Below are 24,800 nucleotides of genomic sequence, written 5' to 3'. Positions count from 1 at the left end.
CCGACATGCCGACCACCACCGCACCTCCCAGCGCGCCCGCCCGGCGGGAGGTCGCAGCCCCGTCGCGCCGGACCGCGTTCCTCGCCGGCGCCCTCTACCTCCTGACGTTCGCCGCGTCGATCCCCGCGCTCCTCGTGCTCGACCCCGTCCTCTCCGATCCGGGGTACGTCGTCGGGCCGGGCGCCGACGTCCGCGTCGCGGCCGGCTGCCTGCTCCTCGTCACGAACGCCTTCGCCTGCGCCGGGACCGCGGTGGTCCTCCACCCGGTGGTGGAGCGGTGGAGCAGGACGCTCGCGCTGGGTTTCGTCGCCTCCCGCGTCCTCGAGGCGGCGATCGTCGTCGTCGGCGCCCTCGGCCTGCTCGTCGTCGTCATGCTGCGCCGGGAGGTCGGGGGGCCCGGCGCCGCCGACCCGGAGGGCCTCGTGACCACCGCGGCCGCGTTCGTCGCGGTCCACGACACGTCGTTCCAGCTCGTCCCCGTCATGGCCGTCGCGAACGCGCTGCTGCTCGGCACGCTCGTGTACCGGTCCCGCCTCGTGCCGCGCGTCATCCCGCTGCTGGGTCTGGTCGGTGCCGCACCGCTCCTCGCCGCGAGCGTCGCGACGGTGCTCGGCGCCAACGACCAGTTCTCCGCGCTGTCGCTGATCGCGCTGCCCGGCATCTTCTTCTGGGAGCTCTCCTTCGGCGTCTACCTCGTCGTGAAGGGGTTCCGGCCCTCGCCGGTCGCGGCGGGGCGCCCCGCCTGAGCCGACGCGGTGGGGGTGTCCTGTCCGGCTGGAGCGAAGGTCTGCTGGAAGACGCGCACGAGGTCGCCGGCCCCGGGGTGGTCCTGCGGGCGGTGGCCGTGCCCGGGCAGCACCTCGTGACGGGCTCCTGCCGCCGCCAGCGCCCGGGCTGTCTGCTCGTACAGCGGCAGCCACCCGCCGGTGACGACCAGGGTCGGCGTGCGGGCGAGCACCGCGGCCTCCAGCGGCACCGTCCAGGGGGCGCGGACCGTGCGCAGCCGGCGCAGCGCGAGCACCTGCTCCGGGGTGTCCGCCGGCGGTACCGGTGCCCCGAGCGCGGTGAAGAAGAGCCTGGCGTACCCGGTGTCGTCGAGCCCGGGGTCCGTGGCGCGGGACAGCACGGGGTCCATGACCTCGATGTGCTCCTCCACCGCGGCACGGCCGCGGGCCAGGCCGAAGCACGCCGGCTCGAACAGCACCAGGCTGCGCACGAGGTCCGGGCGCCGGGCGGCCAGCAGTGCCGCCACCGCCCCGTGGGAGTGGGCCACGACGTCGAGCGGCTCGTCGGCGCAGGTGAGCAGCGCGTCGACCTGCGCCCGCGTCAGGTCCCCACCGGACGCGGCACCGGTGATCTCCGCGTCGGGCCAGTCCAGCCAGACCGCCGCGGCGGGATCCCCTGGCAGGTTCTGCTGCGCGGGCCAGGCGCCGCGTCCGCCCCGCCCGGCGCCGTGCACGAAGACCACCGTCACGGCCACAGCCTGCCCGACCGGTGCGCCATGCGCTCCCTGCCGGAGCGCGGCCGGGCCGAGACCCACCCGGACGGGACGAGCTGCTGCAGGGACGTCAGCGCCTGACCTTCCCGGTCCTGGCTCGATCCCGGCAGTCCCGCGACCCCGTTGTCCCTCAGGCGGCGCTGAGGCTGATCCGCGCGCCGACGACCGTGGCGACACCTGCCGCGTCGCGCTCGACGATCGGGTCGATGAACGCGAACGTCCCGTGATCGGCGAAGCGCACCCGCACGAAGCAGGAGTCGGCGGAGAAGTGGCTCCCCGTCGTCTCGATCGGCACCTGCTCGCAGGTCAGGGCGGCCACCGTCTCCGCGCGTTCCCCCATGGCCTGGCGAAGCCCGTCCGCGGTGACCCTGACGGGTTGCGCGGTCTCCCAGCACGCCACCTGGCCATCGCCGCGGCAGGCGGTGGAGGTCACCGAGCCGGCAGGTGCCCGGAGCGCGGAAGCCACGGCCTGGGCCTTCTCGCGGTGGGGACGGTCGAGGTGGTCGCTGAGAGCGGGCAGCCCGGCAGCCAGAACCCCGCCGACGACGGCTGCAGCCAGCGGGACGGCGAAGAGGGGACGGAGACGGCTCATGCCAGGTGATCGGCTGACCGGGGGTTGCGCTGGAGCTCCGTGCCCTCGGCCCGTGGGCCAGCAGGGCGCCACGCTCACACGCACGTCGTGCCGCCGGTCGGGTTCGATCGCGCTCAGCCGCCGGAACCGGCCGAACTCCCACCAGCCGTGTAGAGGCGCCACGTGCCGTCCTCGAGGACCGCCAGACGCGTGGTCACCGGGGAGCCGACCACGGCGTGCACCTCGGTGCCGATGGGCAGGTAGGCGGCATCACCGTCGCGCGGGGTGAACTCGGGGTCGAGGACGACGTCCTTGATCCGGCACCGCACGCTCGCCACGACGTCCCCGACCTGCTCCTCGTCGAGCACCGACCCGGAGCCGTAGCCGGTGCTGTACACGACTCCGTCGACCACGTCTCCTTCGATGTCGCGGCGTGGGGACGGGTTCCCGCCGTCCGGCCCCGGGCGGAGCGGATCGGCACCACGCACCTCATCCGCCGTGCGGTCGCGATCGCCGGGGGCAGGGGATCGGCTGACCGCTCGACGTGGGAAGCCGGCAGGGCGCTACCGCAGCCCCGAGGCCGCGAGTGCGAACAGGGCGGTGGCTGCGAGCGGCACCAGCACCGCGGCGAGCACGTGAGCGACGTTCTTCCTGGGCCGGCGCAGCAGCGCAGCGCTCGCGAGGGCGGCGCCCGAGCTCAGGAGCGCACCTGCAGCGCCGCCGAAGAAGCCGACGGCGATGAAGGCGAGCAGTGCGACGCGGACCGGGGTGGACAGCGGCCTCAGCGCCAGGATCTCGTGCCCGTCCACCTCCACCAGGGGGCTCAGCTGTCCCCAGCTGAAGCCGGTCCGGACCTGGTGGTCGCGGCCCTGCTCGTCGGTGAGGACAGGAGCACCCCAGCGGTCTCGGGGTAGTTCTCGCCCGTCGCGCAGGATGCGGGGGCGACGCGACCACGCCTTCTCGACGACCAGATCCGTCCCGAGCACGGACACCGGGGATCCCATGCCGGCGACCTTGCCAGTCATGGCGGCGACGGCACCCGGGATCTCCGCACCGACTGCTCCGTTCCAGCGATGTGTGGAGCTCCACGCGTTCCCCCGTGCCGCCTGCGAGCACGATCGCCGGGGGCAGGTGACGTGCGGCCGGCCGGCGTGAAAGATGGCCTCATGAGCAGCCCCGGCCCCGGCGGCCCGGGAGCCACCACGCCACAGCTCATCGCCGCAGCCATCACCGAGCTGCGGGAGGCGCAACGGCTCTTCGCCGACGAGGACTGGCCCGACCCGCAGGGCGGCTGAGCCTCCACCAGCCGCGACCCGCCCGTCCCGAACCACCGCCAACGCCTGCTCGTGCCGGACCGTGGGCGCGGTGTCCGGTCATGGCGAGAAGTCCGCGATGTCTGCCGTGCTGGCGAGCATCGCCGTTCCCACGAATCCAGGAGCCTGCAGTGGTCGACGACGGAGCCCGGTACGACGTCCGCCATGATCCCCAGGAGGTGCAGACGCTGGTGCTGCCCGCCTCGGGCTGGCTGTTGCAGTGGCGCAGCGACGCCTGCTGGCGGGAGGTGCAAGCCGAGCAGTACCAAGCGGAGCTGGACGGCATGCACCAGCCGATGGAGGAGTACGAGTGGGTGCCCTGGAGCGGCACCTACCACCCGGGGGGCAGGGGCGGTGGGCGCTGGGACGGCACCGCCACCTGGTGGCTGCTGCGCGGTGAGCTACCCGACGGCGCCTGGCCCGAGGTGGTGCTGGCCGATGGGCAGCACCCACCGATCCTGCACGTGGGAAAGGTGTGGGCGTGCGAGTGGGTCAGCCCCGCGCAACCGGCCACCCTGCGCCTGGGCGCCGAGGAGCACATCGCCCCGTTCGCCGAGCCGCTCCACCGCCGCCACCATCGCCAGCGGAGCTGAACCGCACCGAACGCCCGCATCGATGAGCGTGCGTTCGAGGTAGGCCGTCTTGTCGCGTCCGGATGGCTCCCCATACCTTGTCAGGCATGACATCCCCGATGACCGAGCCGGCGTTCTTCGCGCTGACGGCTCTCGTCGCAGGACCCCTGCACGGCTATGCGCTGCTGACCGAGGTCGAGGAGCTGTCCGGTGGGCGGGTGTCGATGAAGGTGGGAACCCTCTACGGGCTGCTCGACCGCCTCACCGCTGAGGCTTTCATCGAGCTGGACCGCGAGGAACTCCACCAGGGACGGACCCGCCGCTACCACCGGCTCACCGGCCCCGGACGTGAGGCCCTGCAGGCGGAGGTGGAGCGGCAGGCCGCCAACGCCCGCGCCGCCTCCCGCCGGCTGGCGGCCCACTCCGCACTTCCCGCCCCCGGCAGGCCGAAGGCCGCGGGCAGCGGCGCTGCCGGCGCGGTGGGTGCGTGATGACGCCGCTGGAGCAGCACTACCGCCGCCTGCTGCGCCTGCTCCCCGCCGACTACCGGCAGCGGTGGGAGGAGGACATGGTCGCCACCTACCTCGACGAGGAGGAAGCGGCCTGGGCCGGCGTGGAGGACGAACGGGAGCGGGAACTGGCCTACCTGCGGCACCCGCCGCTGCGGCAGGTCGTGTCCGTGCTCGCCCTGGCGGTTCGGCTGCACCTGGCTGCGCCTGCAGCGCCGGGTGCCTCGCTGCAGGCGCGGCAGTGGGGACAGGCGGTGCGGCAGGTGGCGCGGCTGGGGTTGCTGCTCCCCGCCGCCACGGCGCTGAACACACCGATCTGGTCCCCCGACGGTGGGACGGCGGCCGTCTTGCCCGGATCAGAACTGCTCGCCTGGCGTGCGCAGGCCGGGTTGTGGCTCTTGGCGTACCTGCTGCTGGCCACCGGCCAACGGCGCTGGGCCCGGGTCTTTGCGCCCCTGGCGCTGGCGGCGACGCTCGTCGAGTCCGCCACCTCCGCCGCGGGCCCGTGGATCCTGGGGACGGCCGGGTATCTGATCAGCGTGGGGGTGCCGGTGATTGCGCTGCTGGCCTGGCACGGGGAGGTGCCCGCGCCCTCGCGGCGGGAATTACTGCGCTGGCTGCTCGCGCTCCCCGCCGCGGCCGCGGGCCTGTGGGTGCTCGGGGAACAGGTAGCGCGGTTCGCGCTGTGGACGGGTCCGACGACTCTCCTCTGCCTCACCGCGGTTGGAGCGGCGGTCGTGGCTGCCGCACGGCGCTCCCGGACCTGGTCGCTGACCGCCCTGCTGCTCGCCGCACACGCCGGCGCCGCTGCGGGCTTGGACCTGGCGAACCTGATAATCCACAGCACCGCACCCATCGCCCAGATCTACGCGACCGCGCACGTCGTCGCGATGCTGGTCCTGCTCCTCCTCGTGGTCAGCGTCAGGCGCCAGCGGCGCGCATGAGGAGTCCGAGGTCCCCGGTGCACGAAGCTGCGCAATTGCCACGACGCGATTCACGTGCTCATGCCGCTGGTCGCGCGGTGCGCACTCATGCCGCACTTCGGGCGCGATTGAGGTCGGCAGGCAGCCGCTCGACCATGCCGAAGACGGATGGCTGCAAGGGCGGGGCCAGGGCCTCTGCCGAGGCAGCTCGCCGCTCAGTCGAGGTCGAGATCACCACCGTCGCCTGGTGTCACGGTGATGCTCATGTCGACGTTCTGCAGCTTCTGCCCGCGGATCTCGGCCAGGCGGGTGGCGTCGACGGTGAACCCGAGACGCTCGAACGCGGGCCAGGCGGTGAGGCTGGCGTGGACGTGCAGGCGGTGGTGGCCTGCGGCGGCGGCCTCGCGCAGGACGTGGGTGACCAGCGCGCGAGCCACCCCGCGGCCACCGGCGTCGGGGTGGACGAACAGCATGTCCAGCAGGCCGTCGTCGGTGAAGTCGCTGAAGCCCACGACCGCCCCGTCCAGGCAGGCCAGCCAGGTGTGCGCCGCCGAGCGACGCTGCTGCCACCGGGCCTCGTCGACGGTGGCAGGTGCCCACGCCTGGATCTGCTCGGGGGTGTAGTCGCGGCTGGCCGTGCCGTGCACGGCCGCCTGGAAGACGCGCCAGGTGTCGCCGGCGTCAGCGGCCTCGTAGCGGCGGATCAGCAGGACGCCGGGCGGGCGAACGTCGTCGGTCATGATCGGATTCTGGACCACCACCAGCTCCCTGACACGCGCGCTCATGCCGCCCTCAGTGCATGATCATGGCCAGCTGGCGACGTCCTCATCTGTCGATGAGCGAGCGGTCCTCAGAGCGGCGATCATGACGTTCGGTTGCTGCCGTCGGCAGGGTTGGTGGCCCAGAGCTAGGTCGCCAGAGCGCCCGTGGAGGATCGATTGTCGTCACGGCCCGCGATAGCTACAACGTGATGCTGAAGGAACAGCTTGCCCCGGGGGTGCGGCACCTCGGCTGGAAAGGCTCCGGTGCGCACTTCCGTCACCTCGCGAGCCGGGACCATCACGTGCGCCTGAACGTTCAGGCCAGCTCCTTCAGCAGCCCTCACGAGCTGGAGTGCACCATCAACGTGCTCATCGTCACCGTCTCCGACTGGGAGGCGGCACGCGCAGCCCGCAGCCGTCATGCCCCAGGTTGCCGCCCGCACCGCACCGGCAGGAGGGGTCGTCATCCCCCTGCCTGACCCCTTCGTCCATGACTGGACGGCGCCGTTCCACGGCGACGGCACCGACAGCGGCTGACCTTCACCGGCAGCCTTCGACCCACCAACCGAAACTCACCAGCCATGCGAGCATCCGCAACTACCGCCGCCGGTCGCGCGGTGGGTCGCGTGTCGGCTGCCAGCATGGGGTGGTGGGTACTCGACGTGTGGCCGGTCACCGTCGGCGAGCAGGCCGAGGGGTGGACGGCGGTGTGGTTCTGCCAGGACCACCGTGGCCGGTGGTGGACTGGGCCCGGCTGGCGGGGCCGCTGCTTCAGCGCAAGGACATGGCCGGCGTGCAGTCCGACGGCACTGCGGTCCTGGCTGGGGGCACCAGCGTGGCCCGCATGGCGCTGGAGCACCTGCTGGGCGCGGAGGCCTGGCGTCAGGCCGTGCGTCGCTACGTGCACCGCTCCTGGGCGCCGGACACGGAGATGGTCCGCAGTGTGCTGCGCCTGGTGCAGCCTGAGGCGGGGATGCAGGAGTGCCTGCGGCTGTGGCGTGAAGGCACCGGTGAAGAGCGGATCGCCGCAGTGGAGCTGGCGCAGATCTTCACCCGCCCCGAGGTGCTGGACGCGGTCCCGCAGATGCTGGCCGACCCTGAACCGCTCGTCCCGGTCTGGGCTGCGGTCATCGTGCGGGAGTTCGTCTACGACGGTGTCGTGGAAGGTGAGGACGTCCACGGGCACATGCAGCTCATGGAAGCCCATCACCACCCCAGCGTGCGTGAGGTGGCGGCAGGTCTGCGTGCCTGGCTGTCCGGTGATCCAGCACCCGGCGAGGTCGGCGACGACTGACACCTCTACTCCCGGTCTTCCCGAGCTACCCGCGGCCACCTACAAGACGCCCCTCATGGCGCCGGTCGCACGCGGTCACGGTCGGTGCTGACCGCCTCGGTGTGGCAGCGACCATGGCCGTCGTCGGATGTCCGCTCCTCGCGAAGAGCACTCATGCTCCAGCCTCTCGGAGGGACGCTTACGGTGGCGTTCATGGACATCAGCGGCGCCGACCTGGTCGTTCTTCACAACGCGTTGAACGAAGTCCTGCACGGTCCGGATGCCATCGAGGAGTGGGAGTTCCAGATACGCCTGGGGCTCGATCGTGATGAGGCGGTGCTGCTGCTCGCCAGGCTGAGTGGTGCGCTGTCCACGTGATGGCTCAGACAGGACGGACACCGCCCTCAGACCGCCGCCCGCGCGTGCGCGCTAGGTGGTCGCGGTCTCGGCTGCGCGGCGGAGGGTGACCGTGGCGGTCACCGTGCCGTCCGCTGGTCCGGTGATCTCGCCGGTAGGACCCCACCAGGCGGGCGCTGACAACGTGAACGAGGCTGCGGCAGGCCTGAGCAGCAGCACCTGCCATCCCTCGATGGCGGCCACGCACCCTCCGGTGGCATCCAGTGCGGGACGCGGATCGCCGGGCTGCCGCTCGTAGCCGCTGCGGCCGGAACCGTCGGTGGCGATGGCCAGGAGGCCGTCGACCTCGATGCGGGCAGGCTCCACCTGCAGGTGAGGCCGCCAGATGGTGCGCTGATGCCACAGCTTGCGCTGCAGGGCGGGGTGGGCGTCGGGGCTCCAGGCCGCCATGCAGGGATCGCTCAGGTCGACGGCGACGGGGAACTGCTCACCTCCGACGACGCGCATCGCGATGGTCGGCGACGTGGTCCCTGGTCGGATGCCATCGGTGTTCACGGTCACCACCGGCGCAGGATCGGCCTCCGTGTCGACGCTGACCGCGACCTCGACCAACCACCCGGCACCGGAAGCACCCGATCGCACGGGATCGACCTCAGCCACGAGCCCTCCCGCCGTCGCACCGCCGTGCTGTCCACGACGATGACATGTCCACACCACGCCTCGTGCCCGACTCTGTACCCGTGAGCTGTAGGTCTGCCGCCCTGCGCCCGCGAGTCGTCCGAGCATCCGACTCTGCCGCCGACCGCGCGCGATCACGAGCGACCGAGGACGCCCTCACATGCCGAGGAGCGAGCGTGCGTCGACAGCGACGCGGCGTCTCGTGCACGATCGATCGATCCGGACACCACCGCTTCCTGGAGGACCGTCGTGACCGCTGCCGTCCAGTCCCACGAAGTCCCCGAGGTGTGTCGCTGCTCCTGCAGCGCGCCGTCGGTGCCGGCTTGCTCAGCAGCGTCGAGACGATGGTCACCGCCCTGACCGAGGCGGGCTGGGTGCGCGGCACGACCAGCGGCTCTTGGTCCTACGCAGTCGACCCGTCGTGGACGGTGGAGTCCAGCGACCACGCCCCGCACCTGTCGATCTTCACGCAAGGAGAGGACGAGCATGAGTACCAGCGCCTGCTCCACCTCGCCGACGCACTACGGGCCCTGATCGGCTCCGGGCAGGTGGGAGCGGTGCAGCCCGGTTGTCCGGATCCGGACTGGAGCACCTGGTCCGGTGGAGACGTGGTCCTATCGCTGAACGCGGGTCCGCAGCGCCGGTTGGGCAAGCATCGACTGCCCGCGCTTCTGCACCTGGCCATCGAGCGGGCCGATACCCCCTCCGAGGGATTGTCCCTAGACCTGCAGCGGGCCCAGCGACTGGCCCGGGAGGGCTCACCGATCGACCGCTGGTACCTGCCTGGTGATGACCTTCTACCCGACGACGTGGTGGCCTTGCTCGCCGCCGACCCAGACCCAGCCGTCGTGGCCGCCCTGTACGCCAACGCGGGGCAGCGGCGCGTCGCCCGTGGTGCGCTGTAGAGCACGGGTACCCCACCGACGCACTGTCATGCCGAGCTGCGGGCGCGGTCGTCAGCCGCGGTCGGAGGCTCGCGGCCGCAGGGCCAGGGAGATGGGGGCGAACAGGAGCACCGCCACGGTCAGCGCGATCAGCGCGCCCGGCAGCAGGTACGCCTTGCCCTCCTCGCAGATCCACTCACCGCCGCGGGGGTCAGGCGCGAAAGGTGTCCAACTGCACCCGGCGTGGAAGACGTCCCGCAGCACCTACAGGATCGGCCCCGCCAGCAACAGGCAGAGCACCGCCGAGGCGATCGAGGAAGCCGCAGCTGCGATCCACAGCTTGCCCGTCGAGGTCACCCGGCGGTGCTGGCAACCGGCCTCCCAATCTGAAGGCGTCACGCGCCTCCTCGCCCGACATCCGGTCACAGCGCGATCTGGGCGGTACATCACCGTGTGCCTCAGGGGCGTCCGGTGACGCTGCTCCAGACAGCAGTGCCATCGGGGCGGGAGATGACGGCGAGCCCATCGTTCTGCAGGGTCAGATGGCTGCCGGGGTGGCGGTGGGTCCCGGAAGCCCACAGAGCGCTGCCGCCGGGGGCGTACAGGACGAGGTTGCCGTCGCTCTGCATGAAGCAGACCCCGGCCGGTCCACCGGCCGTCCCGGAAGCCCACGAGACACCCGCAGCCCCGTGCAGGACGAGGTCCCCGTCGCTCTGGTAGGTCAAGCGGTGCCGGCCGTCGGTGGAGGTGATCGAAGCCCCGGGCGTAAGGGTGTCCCCCGGCCGCATGCCATCACCGGTGGCGAGTGGGCCGGTGAAGACCCACGTGCGGGTGGACCAGGCGGGGGTGCCGTCGGGGCGGTAGACGACGACATTGCCGTCGTCCTGCACGACCAGGTGGTTGCCCGCTGTGCCGGCGGTGCGAGAAGCCCAGAGGCGGTAGACGGCGACGTCACCGTCCACCGCCACGATCAGGTGATCACCGGGAGTGCCGGGGGCGCGAGAGGACCAGTCCGTACTGGGGACGACAACGTCGAGGACGAGGTCGCCGTCATCGCTCATCCGGCACGTCCCCAGGGGTTGCCCGCCGGTCTGGGAGCTCCACGAGATACCCCCTGGGCCTTCCAGGACCAGGTTCCCGTCGTCGCGGTAGGTGAAGGTGTAGCGGCCATTGGCGGACATGAGCGAAGCGCCGACGCTGAGCACTTCTCCGGCGTTGAGGCGATCACCGACCGCCCGGTCCCGGCGCGACGGATCGGCCCCGCCGTCGTCCGAGGCCACCTGGCTGGGGTGCGGTGTGCTCACCGCATGTGCCGGTGTGTGATCTCCTCTGTCGGCGCGGCGACCGGAGCGCAACACCGCGCCGCTCAGACCTGCGCGGTGCACTTCTTCGATGAGGATTCCCAGCATCGTCGACAGCATCGCCACGCTCACGCCACCGATTCCGCCGTCGATCCACGTCCACGGCCCCCACCGGTGGTTCCCGCCGCCACCGATGCAGCTGACGGTGCGCGCCTGCCAGTCGTCCTCACCGGGCAGGCGGTCTTCGAGTTCTTCTTGCTCACGCTCGTCGGCGTACTCGTGGCCCAACGCGTTTACCAGGCCCATGCGGAAAGCGGCAGCGCCTAGGGCCGCACCAGCGGCGTCATGGTTCTCGGCCTGGATCATCACTGTGGTGTCGGCGCAGAAGCTGTCCGGCGCGCGGTCCCAGGCGAAGGGGACGAACAGGTCATCGGCGGCTCGCACCACGTTGCCGGCGGCAGCGCACTGCAACGTGGTGGCGGTGCGGGTCCAGTACGCAGCCCGCTGCACGTCCCTGTCCTGGACAGCCCACTGCACTGCCTGCCAGGCAGAGGGAAAACTTCCGAGCTCCACCATCCGCCGTGTCCAGTACGCCTCATCGGGGCTGGCCTGGCGAGGCCGGTCAGACCACTCGTCCGGTCCCAGTTCCAGCCGACGGTGCCACTGGGCCAAGAGCGCCGCAGCGTCGGCTTGACCCGAGTCCGCCTCCTGCCGCCACCGCTCCAGCTGCCGAGAATGGTGTTCCTGCTCATCCACGACACGAGTGTGGTCGACCCCCCGTCCGATCCGCGGCGGGACGAGCAGGAACCACCCGGTCAGCGCACGAGAGCACCACAGCGGACCACTCCGCTCGCCCGGGAACCCACCAGGGCACGGCTGGCCGCCCCGCAGCCGGTCGCTCGTGAGGCGACCGACACGTTCGAGGCGCCCGAGAACGGGCGTAGGTCAACGGGTGGTGCGCGTCCACGCCAGGAGTCGTTCGCGGCTGTCGATCAGCTCCTGACGTCCTCTGGCGGTCCAGCCGGTGCGCATCGTGGCCTCCAGGCTGACCATCGACCCGTCGCGCACGAGCACCAGCACCGCCTCCCCCACGGTCAACGGCCCACCCTGGGGCTTGCCCGTGCGCACGTCTTCCACGTCCTCGCGCCGGATGCGCCGTGTACGCATGACGTTGCGCACCACGAGCTCACCGGCTTCGGTGCGGGTCCGCAGCAGGAACAGCCCACTGAAGAGGAAGATCCCTAGCGCGGCCATCGGCACGGTGATGAGCGCTCCGGGGTCTGCTTCGCGCAGGCCCTGCACCGCGAACGAGCCGAGCAGACCCAGCCACACGACAGCGAAGAGGCAGATGTAGATCCGCGTCCACCTCGGAGCGCGCACGTCCAGACCGTCGCCCGAGACGCCCGTCCGGTGCGTCGACTTCGTAGACACGCCCTCGATCCTGGACTGAGAGGGTGATGACGCTACCCGGGACGGCCCAAACCACCCGATCGGAGCACCGCCGACCATCGTCGACGACGTCGGCGGAGGGGGACGGAGCGCGCTCGTGGCGCCGGTTGCACGCGATTACGGGCGACGGGGATGCCCTCACATGCCGACGACCGCGATACGACCCCATTTGCATGAGGACTGTTACATTAGCCCCGTGACACCTGGCGAGGTCCACCGCGGCGGCGACCCGACCGAGCTCAACCACCTGCTTCCCCTCCAGCGGTTGCTGGCCGGGATGGACGCGCAGATCGCGGAGGTCTACGCCCAGCGCGGTGTCCACGGGCTGCGACCGCGGTTCAGCAAAGCTCTCATCCGTCTGCACCACCGCGGCCCGCTCACCATCAAGGACCTCGCACAGCAGGTCGGGGTGACGCACTCGGCCATGAGCCAGACGGTGACCGCCATGCGCCGGGGCGGTCTCATCGACAGCGCTCCGGGCGAGGACGCTCGCACCCGCACGGTGACGCTGACCGACGCGGGCGCAGCTCTCGTGCCGTTCCTGGAAGCGGAGTGGCGTGCCACCGAAGAAGCCTGGGCGGAACTGGACGCCGAGGTCCCCTACCCGCTGCAGCGGGTCGTCGAGGACCTGGCTGCCGCGCTGCGCGAGCGGACCTTCGCTGAACGCGTCAGCGCCCACATCGACGCGCTCCTGGCCGCCGGAGGCCAGGAGCGCGGACAGCGGTGAGACCGCTGGGCGGTTTCACCGACACCCGCCCCCTCCGGTCCTCGGCCGCCTTCCGGCGGCTGTGGATCGGCACCACGGCAGCGGCGTTCAGCGGCCAGATCGCCGTCGTCGCCGTGCTGTCCCAGGTGTGGGACCTCACGGGGAGCACGTCGTGGACGGGCGCGATCGGCGTCGCCACCGCCGTCCCGACCATCGTGGGCGGCATGGTCGGCGGCACCCTGGCCGACACCCTCGACCGTCGCCGCCTGGTCGTGGCGACCACGGCCGTCTCGGTGCTGGCCGCCCTCGGGCTGGCGCTGCAGGCGGTGGCTGGAACCACCTCGGTGCTGCTGGTGCTGGCCCTGGTCGCTGCCCAGACCTCCGCCACCGCTGTCGGCGCGGCAGCCCGGCGCACCTTCGTCTCCCGGCTCCTACCGCAGGACCTGGTGCCGGCCGGGGTGGCGCTCAACCACGTCGGTTTCCAGTTCGCGATGCTCACCGGCCCGGCCGTCGCCGGCCTCGTCCTCACCGCCGGCGGACCGCGGGCCGCCTACCTCGCCGACGCCGTGGGCATCACCGTGTCGCTGTACGGGGTGCTGCGCCTGCCCGGCATGCGCCCGGAACCCCTCGCCGGGCACGACACCGCGCGGACGGCGCGAGGCGGGCCGGCCGCGGTGCGCGCCACCTGGGAGGGGTGGACGTACCTGTTCCACCGCCCCGTCCTGCGCGGCTGCCTGGCCACCGACCTGGCCGCCACCGTGCTGGCCATGCCGATCGCGCTGTTCCCCGCCGTCAACGAGCAGCGCTTCGACGGGGACGAGGCCACGCTGGGCCTGTTCCTCTCAGCCATCGCCGTCGGCGGCCTGACCGCCGGGTTCGCCTCCGGCACCGTGACCCGGGCTCGGCGCACCGGACGCCTGATGCTGATCGCCGCCACCACCTGGGGCGTGGCCCTGGCCGCCTTCGCGCTCGTGGACTCCCTGGCCGCGACGCTGGCCTGCCTGGCCGTCGCCGGTGCAGCGGACACCGTCTCGGTCATCTCGCGCGGGACCATCGTGCAGCTGTCGACCCCCGACGCCCTCCTGGGGCGGGTCAGCGCTGTGGAGGGTGTCGTCGGCGTCGCCGGTCCGGGCCTGGGCAACGCACGAGCCGGCGCCCTCGCCAGCGGGACATCGGTCGCGGTGTCCTCGTTGACCGGGGGCCTGGCCTGCGTCCTCGCCGTCGCGGTGATCGCCGCGGCGACCCCTGCCCTGCGCCGCTGGACGCAACCGGCGCCCACGGGAACCCCTGCCCGGTGAGACGGCCGACTTCCCGTCCGCTGTTCGACGACGCCGGACACGTGCGGCCGACGTCGCGGTCACGGCGCCGAAGGCGCGAAGGGCGGCGAGCTCACCCGCAGGTGGGCAGCCACGGCGTCGAAGAGCGCGTGGAGGTCCTGACGCACCCACCGCTCCACCTCGGCATCCGAGCCCCTGGATCCGACGCTGGGTGAGTAGACGGCTGCCTCGACCCGGTCCCGGTAGCGCCGCACCCGCACCTCACCGAGGCGCACCTCGCCGTCGAGCGTCAGGGACGTCGACCGCAGGTTCTCAGCGGTGTCGAAGTTGACGTAGACCAGCGCCGGGGGTGCACCGGTGCCCGCCCACCAGTGCTGCCACGCCGCGTCGTGGCGCAGCTCCCCGGCCAGGCGCTCGGCGATCGGCCAGTACCCGACGGGGGCAGGCACCTGCTCGTGACAGGGGCGCACCGCGATCCACCCCTCGTCGGCATCGAGGATCGACGGCCACTGCGCGGGGTCCTCATCACCTTCGGGGATGTCCAGGGCCACCCCTGTCAGCTCCTCGTGCACCCGCGAGCAGGCATCGGGCACGGCCTCGGCGACGGACAGATAGGTGGACAGCACCACCACGGGGTCGGCCAGCGCCGCGGTGTAGACCTGCTCACCGCTCAGGACCACCGACAGCGCCTGGATCCTGCCGGAGTCGCCACTGATGGCCAGGTGCGCGGGGAGCACCTGGTCGACCCGGCGCAGCAGCCGTCCCGATCGGCGGGTCACCCCCCACATGAATGCTTCGGCGTCGTGTGCCGGCCGCTGCCGCAGGGCGTCCTTCAACGGGCGCAGCGCCGCCTCCAAGCCCGCGGCGGTGCCGTCGTCGACCCCCGGTTCCACCAGTGCGACGAGAGCCCAGAAGTCGTCGTCCGTCATCGGCACCACCTGGCTCCTCCGTCCACGAGCGACCGGCGGCCGAGCATGCCGCACGACCACGACAAGGCCCCGGCGAACGCCCGATGCTGCTGAAGAGCGGACTGTCTTCGCGGAGGTGGCAGGGTGGGCGAGGGCGGCGCTCAGCCTCGCCGGTAGCCCTGGGCCAGGCGTCCCCCGCTGTCGAGCAGGACGCCTTCCACGGCGTCCACCATCGGCTGTGCATCGCCGGTGCTCGTCACGTGGTGGTGCGCCTGCAGCAGCCGCTCGGCCAGGGCTGGGGCTGCGGCGCGCAGGCGCCGCAGGAGCCACTTGCCCTGCCCGCGCCACTGCCGCTGGGTGATCAGGTGCAGCTCCGCTGCCTCCAGCAGCACGGCGGCGGCGATCATCTGCCGCTCACCGGGGTCGCCGGCGTCGCGCAGGTCGTCGACGGCCCCGGTCAGGCGGTAGCGGCGCACCATCAGCTCCTCGTCGCTGACAGGCGGTGGTCCGGCGGCGAGGAAGGCGCGAGCGTCGTGCTGCACGCGCTGCCCGGTCTGCCCGCCGTGCAGCAGCATGCCGGAGGCGCACATGTGGGCCAGGGTGCAGCGGCCGGCGGTGGCGTCGATGTCCCACCAGCGGCGCACCTCATCGCCGGTGTAGGCGAAGACCTCGACCACCTGCCCCTGGTGCAGCAGCGTCTCGCGGAAAGATCTGCCGCTGCCCTCCAGGAGAACCACGATGTCGAGGTCTGAGGTGGGCGTGGCCTCGCCGCGGGCGCTGCTGCCGGCCAGGACCGCTGCCACCGCCTCGGGGTAGCGGCCATCGACCACGGCGCGAGCGGCGAGCACGGGATCCACGTCGCCATCCTCCCCAACGCCAAGCCGGCCACGACCCGACACCAGGTGCGCGCTCACTGCGCAGACTCTTCCTGCCGGCGGCCTGCTCGGGCACCGTTGCTGGTGCCGGCGGCACAGGCCGCTGGTGCATCTGGTCCCACCGGATCACCGCCCAATGCACGCTGACCCTTGGAGGTCCGGCATGAGATCCGCGGGGTCCGGTGGCCCAGGCCACGGACGACTGGCGACAGGGCTACGCGCCACCAGAGCGCCGATCAGTGAGCGACCGGCTTCGTGACCTGAGACCACCGGGTGCCCACCTGCTGCGTCACCAGCACGGAGGACTCCATGAGTGTCGAACAGCTTCCCGGCCGCCGTCGAGAGGCGCCGACAGCGCTGACCGCGGGCATCGACTGGGGCAGCACCCAGCACGCCTTGGCCCTGGTCGACGAGACCGGCGTCCAGGTCGAACGCGTCACCATCGAACACACCGCGGCCGGACTACGGCGCCTCATCCACTGTTTGCAGCGGGCGCAGGTCTCAGCCGTCGGCATTGAACGCGGCGACGGCCCACTCGTCGACGCGCTGCTCAACGCCGGACTGAGCGTCTTCGTCATCGCCCCCAACCAGGTCCGCAGCCTGCGCCGCCGCTATGGCTCGGCCGGTAACAAGGACGACTCCTTCGACGCCTACGTCCTGGCCGACACCCTGCGCACCGACCGGCACCGACTACGACCACTGACCCCGGACTCACCGGCCACCACGGCCCTGCGGACCACAGTCCGTGCCCGACGCGACCTGATCGCCGCCCGCATCGCGATGGCCAATCAGCTACGGGCGCACCTAGAAACGGTCCTACCCGGAGCCATCGGGCTGTTCCGCGACATCGACTCCGCTATCAGCCTCGCCTTCCTCACCCGCTTCCCCACACAGGCCAAGGCCGATTGGCTCTCCCCCTGCCGGCTGGAGAACTGGCTACGCACCCAGAGCTATCCCAACCCTCGCCGAGCCGACGTGCTCCATGCTCAGCTGGTCGCCGCTACTCGTGGGCGCACCGGCTCTGAGGCCGACGCCCTGGCGCACGTCACCGCCGCCTTTGTCGCAGGGCTCACCTGCCTGCGCGAACAAGTCAGGGCCTTGGAGGAGCAGATTGAGACCCAGCTGCTGGCCCACCCGGATGCGGTGGTGTTCACCTCCCTGCCCAAGGCCGGCGTCGTCCGCGCTGCCCGGCTACTGGCGGAGATGGGCGATGCTCGTGGACGCTTCCCCACCCCTGAGTCGCTGGCCTGACTGGCAGGCGCGACACCTTCGACGAGGCAGTCGGGCAAGGTCAAAGTCGTCACGTTCCGCTGGGCCGTCGACAAGCAGCTGCGCGGGGCGGCCATGGACTTTGCCGGCGACTCCCACCACGCCAACGCCTGGGCCGCCGACCTCTACACCCGGGCCCGAGCCCGAGGTCAGTCCCACTCCCACGCCACCCGCGTCGTCGCCCGCGCCTGGCTGCACGTCATCTGGCGCTGCTGGCAGAACGGCGTTGCCTACGACCCCGAACGACACCGAGCACTGAAGGCCCTTAGAGCGGCGGCTTGACGCAGGTCCCTTCATGCCGGTGGTTGCGCATGAGCACGCCTGGTCTCGATGGGTCTGTTGGAGACTGCGCCGGTGAGCGATGACGAGCCGGAAGTGACGCGCCAGCAGGTCGAGCAATGGTGGCGAGACGTCGCAGAGGGCCGCTGCAGCCGACTCAGCGCCTCGCGTTGGGCCGAGAGCTGGCTGGAGAAGGCCCCGTCAGGCATCGAGGAGCTGGGCATCCAAGGCTTGCTCCACCTGCAGGCCCTGCGGCACCAGCCCGCGGCGGGACTTCCCTCAAGCTCCGACCTCGGCATGCCCGACGCGGAAGTGGCAGACGCCTTGGCTCGCTGGCTCGCCGAGTGCCGGCGCCATGACGCCGATCCCCGAGCCTGGGATCGGGCCTACTTCCGGTCCATGATCACCCGGTTCGCGGAGAAGCATGGCCAAGAAGCCGGAGACCGGTTCGGGCGGAAGCTCGTGGCCAAGGCTCTGCTCACCGAGTCAGACCTCATGGCCGCCCTGTCAGCGGCTGGGCACCAGCCATGACCGACACCGCAGACGGCCACCGCTTGACACAGGGCATCTCGTGCCGAGGAGCGGATGGTCTGAGGACTTCGTCGTGGTCTTGGCTGGATCAGGTCAGGACACGGTTGCGGATGAGCAGCTCGATCGCCTCGCGCGGGCTGCGCCGGGTGTAGGCGCTGGCGTGGCTCACCCAGTCGCCGCGGCGCAGGACCCAGGCCAGGCGGACCACGCCGGAGATGTCAGCCTGGACACCGACGTGCACCCCGGCGACCTGGACGACGGCGTAGTCGCGGCCACCGCCGTCCCGCTCGGATGCAGGCACCGGGGCCGGCCAGTGCCAGGGGTAGTCCTCGCCGAGGAACAGCGACGAAGCGCCGGCGCACAGCGCCGGCCAGACGTCAGCTCGTTCCCACTGCAGGTGCGTGGGCAGGTAGTACACGCTCAGCGGCAGACCGCTGGGGACCCCGACGCCGGTCGGCGCGAGGAAGCGCTCGGTGACCTCCTCTTCGGCTGCCAGGCTGGTCAGGGCCGGTGGTGCGAAGCCCAGGCGGTGCCAGGCCGTCACCTTGGTGACGTAGTTCCAGCCGAAGCCGGGGAAGCCGCCGGGCTGGCCCGGGCCGCCGGTGTGTTCCTCGGTCAGCGCGCGGCCGGGTACCAGAGCGGTCAGAGCAGCGTGGACCTGCGGCGTCAGCACCCCACCCGCCGGGGTGCCATCAGCACCCGCGAACGACCGCGACGAGGGCACATCAGCAGTCTGCTGCCTCACGCCGCGGAACGACAGCAACATCCGCACGTGCCGCCGGTCGCGCACTCACGGTCGGCGGGCGGACGCGCGACCATGCCGATGACCGCGCCGTGTAAGGGTGGGCGGACCGACATCAACCTCTGAGGCGACACCACGACGGCCCCGCACTCGACCACCACGGTCGGATGCGGGGCCGTCGCTGCAGCCACCCCTACGTCCGGTCGTGCGGCCCGGCGGGCACGACCACCGCGCGGCACCGACATCCGACTCTGTGGATGTGTGGGCGCTCGTGTGCAGGCGAGGTGGCTCAGGGGGTGGGTGCGGGGACGGGGTTGAGGGTGTCGCTGTCGTAGGTGATGCCGTGGCGGCTGTCGACGGGCCAGGCCTCCAGGGCGGGGTCGGTGGTGATCGCCTCGATGCAGGCGGCGCCGGCGCCGATGTAGGTGCTCATCAGGTCCACGTCGGTGGCCACGCACCAGGAGCGGTCCGCCGGCCACCACAGGCTCGGGCTCTGCTGCCACGGCGGGGTCTCCATCGACACCGTCGCCGCCTGCGACAGCGGCCCCCTCAGCAGCAGCATCTCCCGCCCCGGCATCTGCACCGTTCGCGCGGCCGGGGGCACCGCCGAGGCACCGAAGCCGTTCCACACGGCGTAGAAGCACTCCCGTGGTGTGGCGGTGAACCGCGCGAGGACCTGCACCAGCGCCGCGGCCTGCGCGGCGGGCAGGCTGCCCTCCTCCGGTTCGGTGTCCCACACGCCCGGCTGGGTGTCGCCGTGCAGGTACCTCCAAGAGCCGGTGATGCCGATCCACTCCATCCCGGCGTGCGCCCGCCGGCCGTTGGCGGCGGCGACCTCGGCCCAGGTGACCTCCACCTCGCGGCCGGTCTCGTCCAGACGGTGAGCGGGGTGGACGACACGCGCATAGGCCTCGAAGACCGGCGGGACCAGCGAGGCGACCACGTGCTCGTCCAGGGCGCGCACCGCGTCCACGATCCAACCGGCGGCGCTGACGTCCTCACCCAGCGGCCGGAGCGTCCCCAGCCCCTCACGCTTCACCCCTGCACCCTCTCGTGACCGCCTGGGCTGCTGCGACCACGGCCACGAACATCCCACATGCCGCACTGCGGGCGCGGTCACGAGCAGCCGGCAACGTCCTCGTCTGCTGCCGATCGCGCGGTGCGACATGGGTCTGTGGGTGTCTGCCTGATGGGCACTCCTCATCAGGTCGCCGTCATGTCGTGACTGACGGGGCCGTCGCAGGGCGGATGGTCACCTCAGCGGTCACGGTGCCGTGCGGTGTGCTCAGGTCGTCCGATGAGGCGTCGTCACCGCCCCACCATGCGGGGGCGGTGAGCTGGAATGAGCCAGGAGCGGCGTGCACCAGAAGCACCCGCCAACCGGGGAAGTGGACGAAGGTGACCATGCCCAAGCCGTGGACGGCACGACAGCCACCTGGCTCCTCGGTGCGCACCACCAGATCGCCCACCTGGATGCGCTGAGGCGCAGGTCGAAGCCGCGTGTACCCCAGACCGGTGCGTGGCCGATCCGGCTCGGTGAAGCGTATGTGGATCAAGAAGACGCCCGTGCTGATGCTCTCTTGTGTCGCAAGATGACGGGAGGGCTGCCGGGCGAAGCTGGTCGTTGTGCGCACCCCGATCTGAGGCGCGGACTGGCTGCCGGCGTCCAGGCTGACGCGGATGTCGGCTGCCCATGCGGGACTGCCTGGATCTGTCCCGGGCCACGGCTCCGGCGTCACGATCCTCCCGATACCTTGACGACTACTGCGCTCGATCTCAGTTTGAGGCGCCGATGCCCCGCAGAGACCTCCGACTCGCGCTCATGCCGCCGTGCGTGCGCGGTCAGGGCCAGCGCTGGTGCCGGCTGCCCCCGCTGTCGTGCCGATCCGCGATCGGCCCCGACGCGTCCGGGACGTCGTCTCCAGGTTCCTCAGTCCACCTGCCTGAGCACCTCGGGATCGTCCAGGTCGATCAGCCACACCCCGGCCCGCGGACCGGCCACCACCGACCCACCTCCCGGCCACCACGACCCGCTCCCTCCGGCCGCCGTCCACCCACCCGTGGAACCCGCGTGGTTGACCAGGACCACCGGAACCCGGTGGCGACGGGCCACCTCCGCAGCCCGGTCCGCGTCGGACCGGTACCCGCCCTGCGAGAGCAGCACGCCCAGCAACCAGGCATCGGCGGTGCCCGCCTCGGCGGCCTGGGCCTCGTCGCTGAGGTCGAAGCAGATCCCCAGGGCCAGACGCCTGCCCTCCAGGTCGAGCACGTGTGCGCCGTGGCCGGCGGTGAAGACGGCGTGCTCGTGCTCGAACAGGTTCCGCTTGTCGTAGACCCCGACCGCGCCCTGCCCGTCGATGACCAGGGCGGAGAGGTGGTGCTCCCCACCGCGCACCGTGGGGGCACCGACCACCGCGGTGACCGAGCGGGAGCGGCACTCCTCGCGCAGCGGCCGCAGCCGAGAATCGTCAAGGGCCACGCTGAGCGCGGGGTCCGCGGCCACGGCTGCCGGCAGGTACCCGGTCAGCGACAGCTCCGGGAAGACCACCAGCCGAGCCCCGGCGGCAGCCGCGGCTGGCACCGCTGCGCACCGCAGCCGTCGGCGTAGACGTGTCGCCGGGGCTCGGCCGGAGGTGGGCTCATCCGCAGGTGGCGATGGCCCGACCACCACCCGAGCCGCCCTGGACGCCGCGGGACCCGGTCGTTCACGATCGGGCAACAGGTGGTGCGTGTCCGCACCGAACGCGCGCTCGCGTCCCGAGACTGCTGCCCGTGACGGACGAGCGGTGCGCGCGCCGTGCCCGCCGGTGCTCCCGGACGGGCGCCCACCTGCTGCTGGTCGCGGGGCTGACCGCGTGCGCCGGTTCCGCCGCCGCACCCACCGGCACCTGGTCCCGGGAGGACGGCAGCCCCGCAGCGCAGGTGCGGTCCGCCCGGGGTGAGGAGCACTGCGGCTGGGACGAGGCCGTGTTCCTGCGGATGCCCTGGCCACCCGGTGCGGTGGATTCGGCCGGTCCCGGAGACGACCGGACCTACCTGCGCGACCCCGACGGGGTCGTGGCCGGGGGCCGCTACGCCGAGGCCTTCGACGCCGATGCGGCGCTCCCCCCGGACGCCGTCGACACGGGGCTGCGCCTCGACGGGGTGCAGCTGTGGACCACCCCCGGTGGTGACGTCGCCTACCTGCGCGACCCCGAGGGCGGTGTCGAGGCGTGGCCGGCCACGGAGGTGCCCATCGGCTGCGACTGAGCCCACCCGCTGTGCGGCTCCGCGCAGGACGACGAGCCGGTCCGCCACCCGATCACGTCCGCCCGCCTGCCGCGTCGTGGGACCGCCCGAGCCCGGGGTCGCGCTGCGCCCGATCGCGGTGGTCCCGCCAGGCGCGTTCCCACCGGCGGGTCATCGCCGGGTAGACGACGAGGTACCGGAACGGCGTGATCGCGGCCATGTAGAGCCGCCCGAGGACGCCGTTGGGTTTCACCAGCACCGCCATGCGCAGCTCGTGGTCACCGTCGTCACGGTCGTCGCCGCGGACCCACCCGAGGTGGAGGACGCCGTGGACGGTCTTGTTGGCCAGCTCGTACGCGCTCTCGCGGTCCAGCTCGTACACGGTGGTGAACGGGCTGTCGGACAGGGGCCGCCCGGCCACCGGCTGGCGCAGGTCCTCGGGCAGGCGCTCGCGCAGCGAGGGGACGCGCGCCCCGGTGCGCTGCTCCGGTCCGTCCCAGCCGAGGAGCGCGCCGAGCTTCCACCGGATCGCGAAGAGGAACCGGGACGTCGGGGACTGGTCGCCGAGCCCGCCGCCGGTCCGCACCGCCTCCAGCACGGCCGGGAAGTCGTCGGGGCCGGCGCCGGGTGTGCGGAACACCCACACGTCCTCCACCCGGAAGTCGGGGACGATCTCGTGGATGCGCCACGGTCGGCCGGTGTGCTCGGCCCCGGGCAGCCTGTTCGACATGACGGCCTCGCTCGCGCTGTGCGGTGGCGTGGAACGGGCAGCCAACCACCCGCGTGCGGCGCCGTACAAGGCCCTCGGGGGTGAGGACCGCCACGGCCGCGCGTGCCGTGCGGGACGCGGGTCGGGGGAGCGCCGCGGGCGCCGGCGTTCGATGACTTTCCCGCCCGCGCCGGGTCACCATGGCCAGACCCCGTCGCCCCGACGCCAGGAGCCCGCTGTGCCCGCACCAGAGGTCCCCCCGCCCCGCCTGGACCTGCGTTCCGGCCCGCAGCGGGTGTTCGCCCACCTGCTCGTCAGCAACGCCGTCGTCAGCGTCATCAACTACACCGTCTGGTTCGCGGTGACGTTCTGGGTGTTCCTCGAGACCCGCTCGGTGTTCGCCACCGGCATGATCGCCGGGATCTTCGTCGTGGCCACCGCCGCGACGGGCATCTGGTTCGGCAGCCTCGTCGACAACCACCACAAGCGCTCGGTGATGCAGACCTCGGCGCTGGTCTCGGCGGGGATCTACGGCGTGTGCCTGGCGGTGTACCTGCTGACCCCGGCCAGCGCGTTCTCCGACGTCGCGTCCTGGCAGCTGTGGGTCTTCGTCGTGCTCTGCATGGCCGGTGTGGTGGCCGGCAACCCGCGCGGCATCGCGCTGCCTACGCTGGTGACCCTGCTGGTGCCCGCGGACCTGCGCGACCGCGCCAACGGCCTGGTCGGGACGGTGACCGGGACCTCGATGCTCGTCACGTCCGTCATCAGCGGGGTCCTCGTCGCCTCCGGCGGCATGCTGCACGTCCTGCTGCTCGCGCTGGTCGTGCTCGCGGCCTCGGTGCTGCACCTGGCGGGCGTGCGCGTGCCGGAGACGCGCGTCGTCCCCACCGGCGGGACGGGCGCCGACGCGGCGCCGGTGGGGGGCGTCGACCTGCGGGGCACCTGGCGCCTGGTCCGGGGCGTGCCGGGTCTCGTGCCGCTCATCGCCTTCAGCTGTTTCAACAACCTCATCGGCGGCGGGTTCATGGCGCTGATGGACGCCTACGGCCTGTCCCTGGTGTCGGTGCAGGTGTGGGGGCTGCTGTGGGGCGGGCTGAGCGCCGTGATGATCGTCGGTGGGCTCCTCGTGGCCCGCGTCGGGCTCGGCAGCCGGCCGGTGCGGCTGCTGCTGCTGGTCAACGTCGTCTCGTGGACCGTGACGGTGCTGTTCCCGCTGGCGCACTCGGTGGTGACGCTCACGGTGGCCATGGTGGTGTTCATGCTGCTCATGCCGTTCGCGGAGGCCGCCGAGCAGACCGTGCTGCAGCGCGTGGTGCCCTACGAGCGCCAGGGCCGCGTGTTCGGCTTCGCGCAGAGCGTGGAGCAGTCCGCCGCCCCGGTCACGGCGTTCCTCGTGGGCCCGATCACGCAGTTCCTCGTCGTCCCGTTCATGACCGACGGGGCGGGGGCCGCGGCGATCGGCGGCTGGTTCGGGACCGGGCAGACCCGGGCCATCGCCCTGGTGTTCGTGGTCACCGGGCTGGTGGGGCTCGCCGCGACGCTGCTGGCCCTGGTCAGCCCGCAGTACCGCGCCCTGGCGGCCTCCTACGCGCGGGCCGCCACCACCGTCGACGTCACCGCCGACGTCACCGCCGACGTCACCGCCGACCCGACCGGCGGCGAGGCCGGCGACCAGCTACCCCTGCACACCGGCGACGCCAGGCCGTGACCGCGAACGCCGGTCCGGGCGGTGGGCCGGGTCGGGCGGCCTGTCCCTTGACCCTGACACCGTGTCAGCCTCGACGGTGGAGGTGCCATGTTCAGCATCGGGGAGTTCGCCACCGTCGCCCGGGTGTCGGTGCGCATGTTGCGCCACTACGACGCCCTGGGTCTGCTGCCGCCTGCGGTCGTGGACCCGTCCACCGGTTACCGCTCCTACAGCGCCGCTCAGCTCGGCCGCCTCAACCGCGTCCTGGCCTTGAAGGATCTGGGGCTCACGCTCCAGCAGGTCCGGGCCGTCCTGGACGAGGAGGTCGGCGTGGCGGAGCTGCACGGGATGCTCCGGCTGCGCCGGGCGGAGCTGGAGACGCAGGTCGCGGCTGACGCTGCGCGTCTGCGGGCGGTCGAGGCGAGGCTCCGGATGATCGAGGAGGAGGGCACCATGGGAACCCAGGACGTCGTCGTCAAGGACACCGACCCCGTGCGCGT

The 24,800-nt window shown here is 72.2% G+C and carries 31 protein-coding genes and 1 pseudogene; 15 read left to right on the top strand and 17 right to left on the bottom strand.

All coding sequences use genetic code 11. From position 1 onward, the window contains the following. Nucleotides 1-5 precede the first annotated feature (5 nt). A complete protein-coding gene (locus tag ABEB16_RS08980; protein ID WP_345711917.1) occupies nucleotides 6-746 on the top strand; it encodes a DUF4386 domain-containing protein in 741 nt (246 codons plus the stop codon). On the opposite strand, the gene ABEB16_RS08975 is transcribed toward ABEB16_RS08980, so the two are convergent. From ABEB16_RS08975 to ABEB16_RS08960, 4 genes are all read right to left on the bottom strand, one after another. Then, entirely contained in the window at nucleotides 689-1,474 is a 786-nt protein-coding gene (locus ABEB16_RS08975) for an alpha/beta hydrolase (protein WP_345711916.1), read from the bottom strand. The two genes, ABEB16_RS08980 and ABEB16_RS08975, sit on opposite strands and share 58 nt — an antisense overlap. Before the next feature lie 154 nt (nucleotides 1,475-1,628). Further along, nucleotides 1,629-2,090, bottom strand: a complete 462-nt coding sequence (locus ABEB16_RS08970; protein WP_345711915.1) for a hypothetical protein — start codon at nucleotides 2,088-2,090, stop codon at nucleotides 1,629-1,631. A 113-nt stretch (nucleotides 2,091-2,203) separates the two neighbouring features. Beyond that, nucleotides 2,204-2,482, bottom strand: a complete 279-nt coding sequence (locus ABEB16_RS08965; RefSeq protein WP_345711914.1) for a hypothetical protein — start codon at nucleotides 2,480-2,482, stop codon at nucleotides 2,204-2,206. Between the two features lie 150 nt (nucleotides 2,483-2,632). Further along, the gene (locus tag ABEB16_RS08960) at nucleotides 2,633-3,094 is read right to left on the bottom strand and encodes a hypothetical protein (protein WP_345711913.1); all 462 of its coding nucleotides are present in this window, start codon (nucleotides 3,092-3,094) and stop codon (nucleotides 2,633-2,635) included. A 141-nt stretch (nucleotides 3,095-3,235) separates the two neighbouring features. On the opposite strand from ABEB16_RS08960, the gene ABEB16_RS08955 reads away from it, so the two are divergent. The 4 genes from ABEB16_RS08955 to ABEB16_RS08940 all read left to right on the top strand — a co-directional run bounded on the left by ABEB16_RS08955 (nucleotide 3,236) and on the right by ABEB16_RS08940 (nucleotide 5,407). Beyond that, nucleotides 3,236-3,364 carry a hypothetical protein gene (locus tag ABEB16_RS08955; protein ID WP_345711912.1) on the top strand — a complete coding sequence of 43 codons (129 nt, stop codon included), beginning with the start codon at nucleotides 3,236-3,238 and terminating at the stop codon, nucleotides 3,362-3,364. A 149-nt stretch (nucleotides 3,365-3,513) separates the two neighbouring features. Continuing rightward, nucleotides 3,514-3,975: a hypothetical protein gene (locus ABEB16_RS08950; protein WP_345711911.1), complete on the top strand. Its 462-nt coding sequence runs from the start codon at nucleotides 3,514-3,516 to the stop codon at nucleotides 3,973-3,975. A gap of 86 nt (nucleotides 3,976-4,061) precedes the next feature. Continuing rightward, nucleotides 4,062-4,445: a PadR family transcriptional regulator gene (locus ABEB16_RS08945; RefSeq protein WP_345711910.1), complete on the top strand. Its 384-nt coding sequence runs from the start codon at nucleotides 4,062-4,064 to the stop codon at nucleotides 4,443-4,445. Next, nucleotides 4,442-5,407 carry a hypothetical protein gene (locus tag ABEB16_RS08940; RefSeq protein ID WP_345711909.1) on the top strand — a complete coding sequence of 322 codons (966 nt, stop codon included), beginning with the start codon at nucleotides 4,442-4,444 and terminating at the stop codon, nucleotides 5,405-5,407. The genes ABEB16_RS08945 and ABEB16_RS08940 overlap by 4 nt, the downstream gene beginning before the upstream one ends. A gap of 194 nt (nucleotides 5,408-5,601) precedes the next feature. Here the strand turns inward: ABEB16_RS08940 and ABEB16_RS08935 are convergent, their stop codons facing one another. Beyond that, nucleotides 5,602-6,126: a GNAT family N-acetyltransferase gene (locus ABEB16_RS08935; RefSeq protein WP_345711908.1), complete on the bottom strand. Its 525-nt coding sequence runs from the start codon at nucleotides 6,124-6,126 to the stop codon at nucleotides 5,602-5,604. Nucleotides 6,127-6,883: 757 nt separating this feature from the next. Between ABEB16_RS08935 and ABEB16_RS08930 the strand changes: the two genes are divergently transcribed. Together ABEB16_RS08930 and ABEB16_RS08925 are read left to right on the top strand one after the other, a co-directional pair. Next, a complete protein-coding gene (locus ABEB16_RS08930; RefSeq protein WP_345711907.1) occupies nucleotides 6,884-7,441 on the top strand; it encodes a hypothetical protein in 558 nt (185 codons plus the stop codon). 192 nt (nucleotides 7,442-7,633) lie between these two features. Beyond that, nucleotides 7,634-7,798: a hypothetical protein gene (locus ABEB16_RS08925; protein ID WP_345711906.1), complete on the top strand. Its 165-nt coding sequence runs from the start codon at nucleotides 7,634-7,636 to the stop codon at nucleotides 7,796-7,798. Between the two features lie 51 nt (nucleotides 7,799-7,849). On the opposite strand, the gene ABEB16_RS08920 is transcribed toward ABEB16_RS08925, so the two are convergent. Beyond that, a complete protein-coding gene (locus ABEB16_RS08920) occupies nucleotides 7,850-8,437 on the bottom strand; it encodes a hypothetical protein (RefSeq protein ID WP_345711905.1) in 588 nt (195 codons plus the stop codon). A 305-nt stretch (nucleotides 8,438-8,742) separates the two neighbouring features. Here ABEB16_RS08920 and ABEB16_RS08915 point away from each other — a divergent pair, with 305 nt between their 5' ends. Then, on the top strand, nucleotides 8,743-9,360 hold the full coding sequence (locus ABEB16_RS08915; protein ID WP_345711904.1) for a hypothetical protein: 618 nt from the start codon (nucleotides 8,743-8,745) through the stop codon (nucleotides 9,358-9,360). Between the two features lie 51 nt (nucleotides 9,361-9,411). Here ABEB16_RS08915 and ABEB16_RS08910 read toward each other — a convergent pair whose 3' ends face one another. The 4 genes from ABEB16_RS08910 to ABEB16_RS08895 all read right to left on the bottom strand — a co-directional run bounded on the left by ABEB16_RS08910 (nucleotide 9,412) and on the right by ABEB16_RS08895 (nucleotide 12,020). After that, complete coding sequence (locus ABEB16_RS08910) at nucleotides 9,412-9,603, bottom strand: hypothetical protein (protein WP_345711903.1); 192 nt, start codon at nucleotides 9,601-9,603, stop codon at nucleotides 9,412-9,414. Continuing rightward, nucleotides 9,604-9,738, bottom strand: coding sequence for a hypothetical protein (locus tag ABEB16_RS08905; RefSeq protein ID WP_345711902.1), 135 nt, complete (start codon nucleotides 9,736-9,738; stop codon nucleotides 9,604-9,606). Nucleotides 9,739-9,797: 59 nt separating this feature from the next. After that, nucleotides 9,798-11,396 carry a hypothetical protein gene (locus ABEB16_RS08900; RefSeq protein WP_345711901.1) on the bottom strand — a complete coding sequence of 533 codons (1,599 nt, stop codon included), beginning with the start codon at nucleotides 11,394-11,396 and terminating at the stop codon, nucleotides 9,798-9,800. 189 nt (nucleotides 11,397-11,585) lie between these two features. Further along, nucleotides 11,586-12,020 carry a PH domain-containing protein gene (locus ABEB16_RS08895; RefSeq protein WP_345711900.1) on the bottom strand — a complete coding sequence of 145 codons (435 nt, stop codon included), beginning with the start codon at nucleotides 12,018-12,020 and terminating at the stop codon, nucleotides 11,586-11,588. Nucleotides 12,021-12,231: 211 nt separating this feature from the next. Between ABEB16_RS08895 and ABEB16_RS08890 the strand changes: the two genes are divergently transcribed. After that, nucleotides 12,232-12,816, top strand: a complete 585-nt coding sequence (locus tag ABEB16_RS08890) for a MarR family winged helix-turn-helix transcriptional regulator (protein ID WP_345711899.1) — start codon at nucleotides 12,232-12,234, stop codon at nucleotides 12,814-12,816. Continuing rightward, on the top strand, nucleotides 12,813-14,093 hold the full coding sequence (locus ABEB16_RS08885; RefSeq protein ID WP_345711898.1) for an MFS transporter: 1,281 nt from the start codon (nucleotides 12,813-12,815) through the stop codon (nucleotides 14,091-14,093). The genes ABEB16_RS08890 and ABEB16_RS08885 overlap by 4 nt, the downstream gene beginning before the upstream one ends. 59 nt (nucleotides 14,094-14,152) lie before the next feature. On the opposite strand, the gene ABEB16_RS08880 is transcribed toward ABEB16_RS08885, so the two are convergent. Beyond that, nucleotides 14,153-15,001, bottom strand: coding sequence for a DUF4240 domain-containing protein (locus ABEB16_RS08880; RefSeq protein ID WP_345711897.1), 849 nt, complete (start codon nucleotides 14,999-15,001; stop codon nucleotides 14,153-14,155). Nucleotides 15,002-15,141: 140 nt separating this feature from the next. Then, complete coding sequence (locus ABEB16_RS08875) at nucleotides 15,142-15,837, bottom strand: nucleotidyltransferase domain-containing protein (RefSeq protein WP_345711896.1); 696 nt, start codon at nucleotides 15,835-15,837, stop codon at nucleotides 15,142-15,144. Between the two features lie 327 nt (nucleotides 15,838-16,164). Between ABEB16_RS08875 and ABEB16_RS08870 the strand changes: the two are divergent. Together ABEB16_RS08870 and ABEB16_RS08865 are read left to right on the top strand one after the other, a co-directional pair. Then, nucleotides 16,165-17,406: pseudogene (locus ABEB16_RS08870) on the top strand (IS110 family RNA-guided transposase). A gap of 72 nt (nucleotides 17,407-17,478) precedes the next feature. Then, nucleotides 17,479-17,934, top strand: a complete 456-nt coding sequence (locus ABEB16_RS08865; RefSeq protein WP_345711895.1) for a hypothetical protein — start codon at nucleotides 17,479-17,481, stop codon at nucleotides 17,932-17,934. An 88-nt stretch (nucleotides 17,935-18,022) separates the two neighbouring features. Here ABEB16_RS08865 and ABEB16_RS08860 read toward each other — a convergent pair whose 3' ends face one another. From ABEB16_RS08860 to ABEB16_RS08845, 4 genes are all read right to left on the bottom strand, one after another. Next, complete coding sequence (locus ABEB16_RS08860; RefSeq protein ID WP_345711894.1) at nucleotides 18,023-18,658, bottom strand: hypothetical protein; 636 nt, start codon at nucleotides 18,656-18,658, stop codon at nucleotides 18,023-18,025. Nucleotides 18,659-18,965: 307 nt separating this feature from the next. Then, nucleotides 18,966-19,715, bottom strand: a complete 750-nt coding sequence (locus ABEB16_RS08855) for a hypothetical protein (RefSeq protein WP_345711893.1) — start codon at nucleotides 19,713-19,715, stop codon at nucleotides 18,966-18,968. A gap of 175 nt (nucleotides 19,716-19,890) precedes the next feature. Next, complete coding sequence (locus ABEB16_RS08850) at nucleotides 19,891-20,415, bottom strand: hypothetical protein (RefSeq protein WP_345711892.1); 525 nt, start codon at nucleotides 20,413-20,415, stop codon at nucleotides 19,891-19,893. 191 nt (nucleotides 20,416-20,606) lie between these two features. Beyond that, nucleotides 20,607-21,257, bottom strand: coding sequence for a carbon-nitrogen hydrolase family protein (locus ABEB16_RS08845; RefSeq protein ID WP_345711891.1), 651 nt, complete (start codon nucleotides 21,255-21,257; stop codon nucleotides 20,607-20,609). A gap of 191 nt (nucleotides 21,258-21,448) precedes the next feature. Here ABEB16_RS08845 and ABEB16_RS08840 point away from each other — a divergent pair, with 191 nt between their 5' ends. Further along, complete coding sequence (locus ABEB16_RS08840) at nucleotides 21,449-21,925, top strand: hypothetical protein (RefSeq protein WP_345711890.1); 477 nt, start codon at nucleotides 21,449-21,451, stop codon at nucleotides 21,923-21,925. A gap of 52 nt (nucleotides 21,926-21,977) precedes the next feature. Here the strand turns inward: ABEB16_RS08840 and ABEB16_RS08835 are convergent, their stop codons facing one another. Continuing rightward, nucleotides 21,978-22,634, bottom strand: coding sequence for a DUF2867 domain-containing protein (locus tag ABEB16_RS08835; RefSeq protein WP_345711889.1), 657 nt, complete (start codon nucleotides 22,632-22,634; stop codon nucleotides 21,978-21,980). Between the two features lie 217 nt (nucleotides 22,635-22,851). Here ABEB16_RS08835 and ABEB16_RS08830 point away from each other — a divergent pair, with 217 nt between their 5' ends. Together ABEB16_RS08830 and ABEB16_RS08825 are read left to right on the top strand one after the other, a co-directional pair. Continuing rightward, nucleotides 22,852-24,321: an MFS transporter gene (locus ABEB16_RS08830; RefSeq protein ID WP_345711888.1), complete on the top strand. Its 1,470-nt coding sequence runs from the start codon at nucleotides 22,852-22,854 to the stop codon at nucleotides 24,319-24,321. Nucleotides 24,322-24,408: 87 nt separating this feature from the next. Next, nucleotides 24,409-24,800, top strand: a 392-nt coding sequence (locus ABEB16_RS08825) for a MerR family transcriptional regulator (protein ID WP_345711887.1), incomplete at its 3' end; no start/stop codon positions are given.

It is taken from the genome of Kineococcus glutinatus, assembly GCF_039542765.1.
In the GTDB taxonomy this organism is placed as follows: Bacteria; Actinomycetota; Actinomycetes; order Actinomycetales; family Kineococcaceae; genus Kineococcus_A; species Kineococcus_A glutinatus.
The sequence above is the reverse complement of the archived record's forward strand: the minus strand, read 5'-3'. Positions and strand labels throughout refer to the sequence as shown.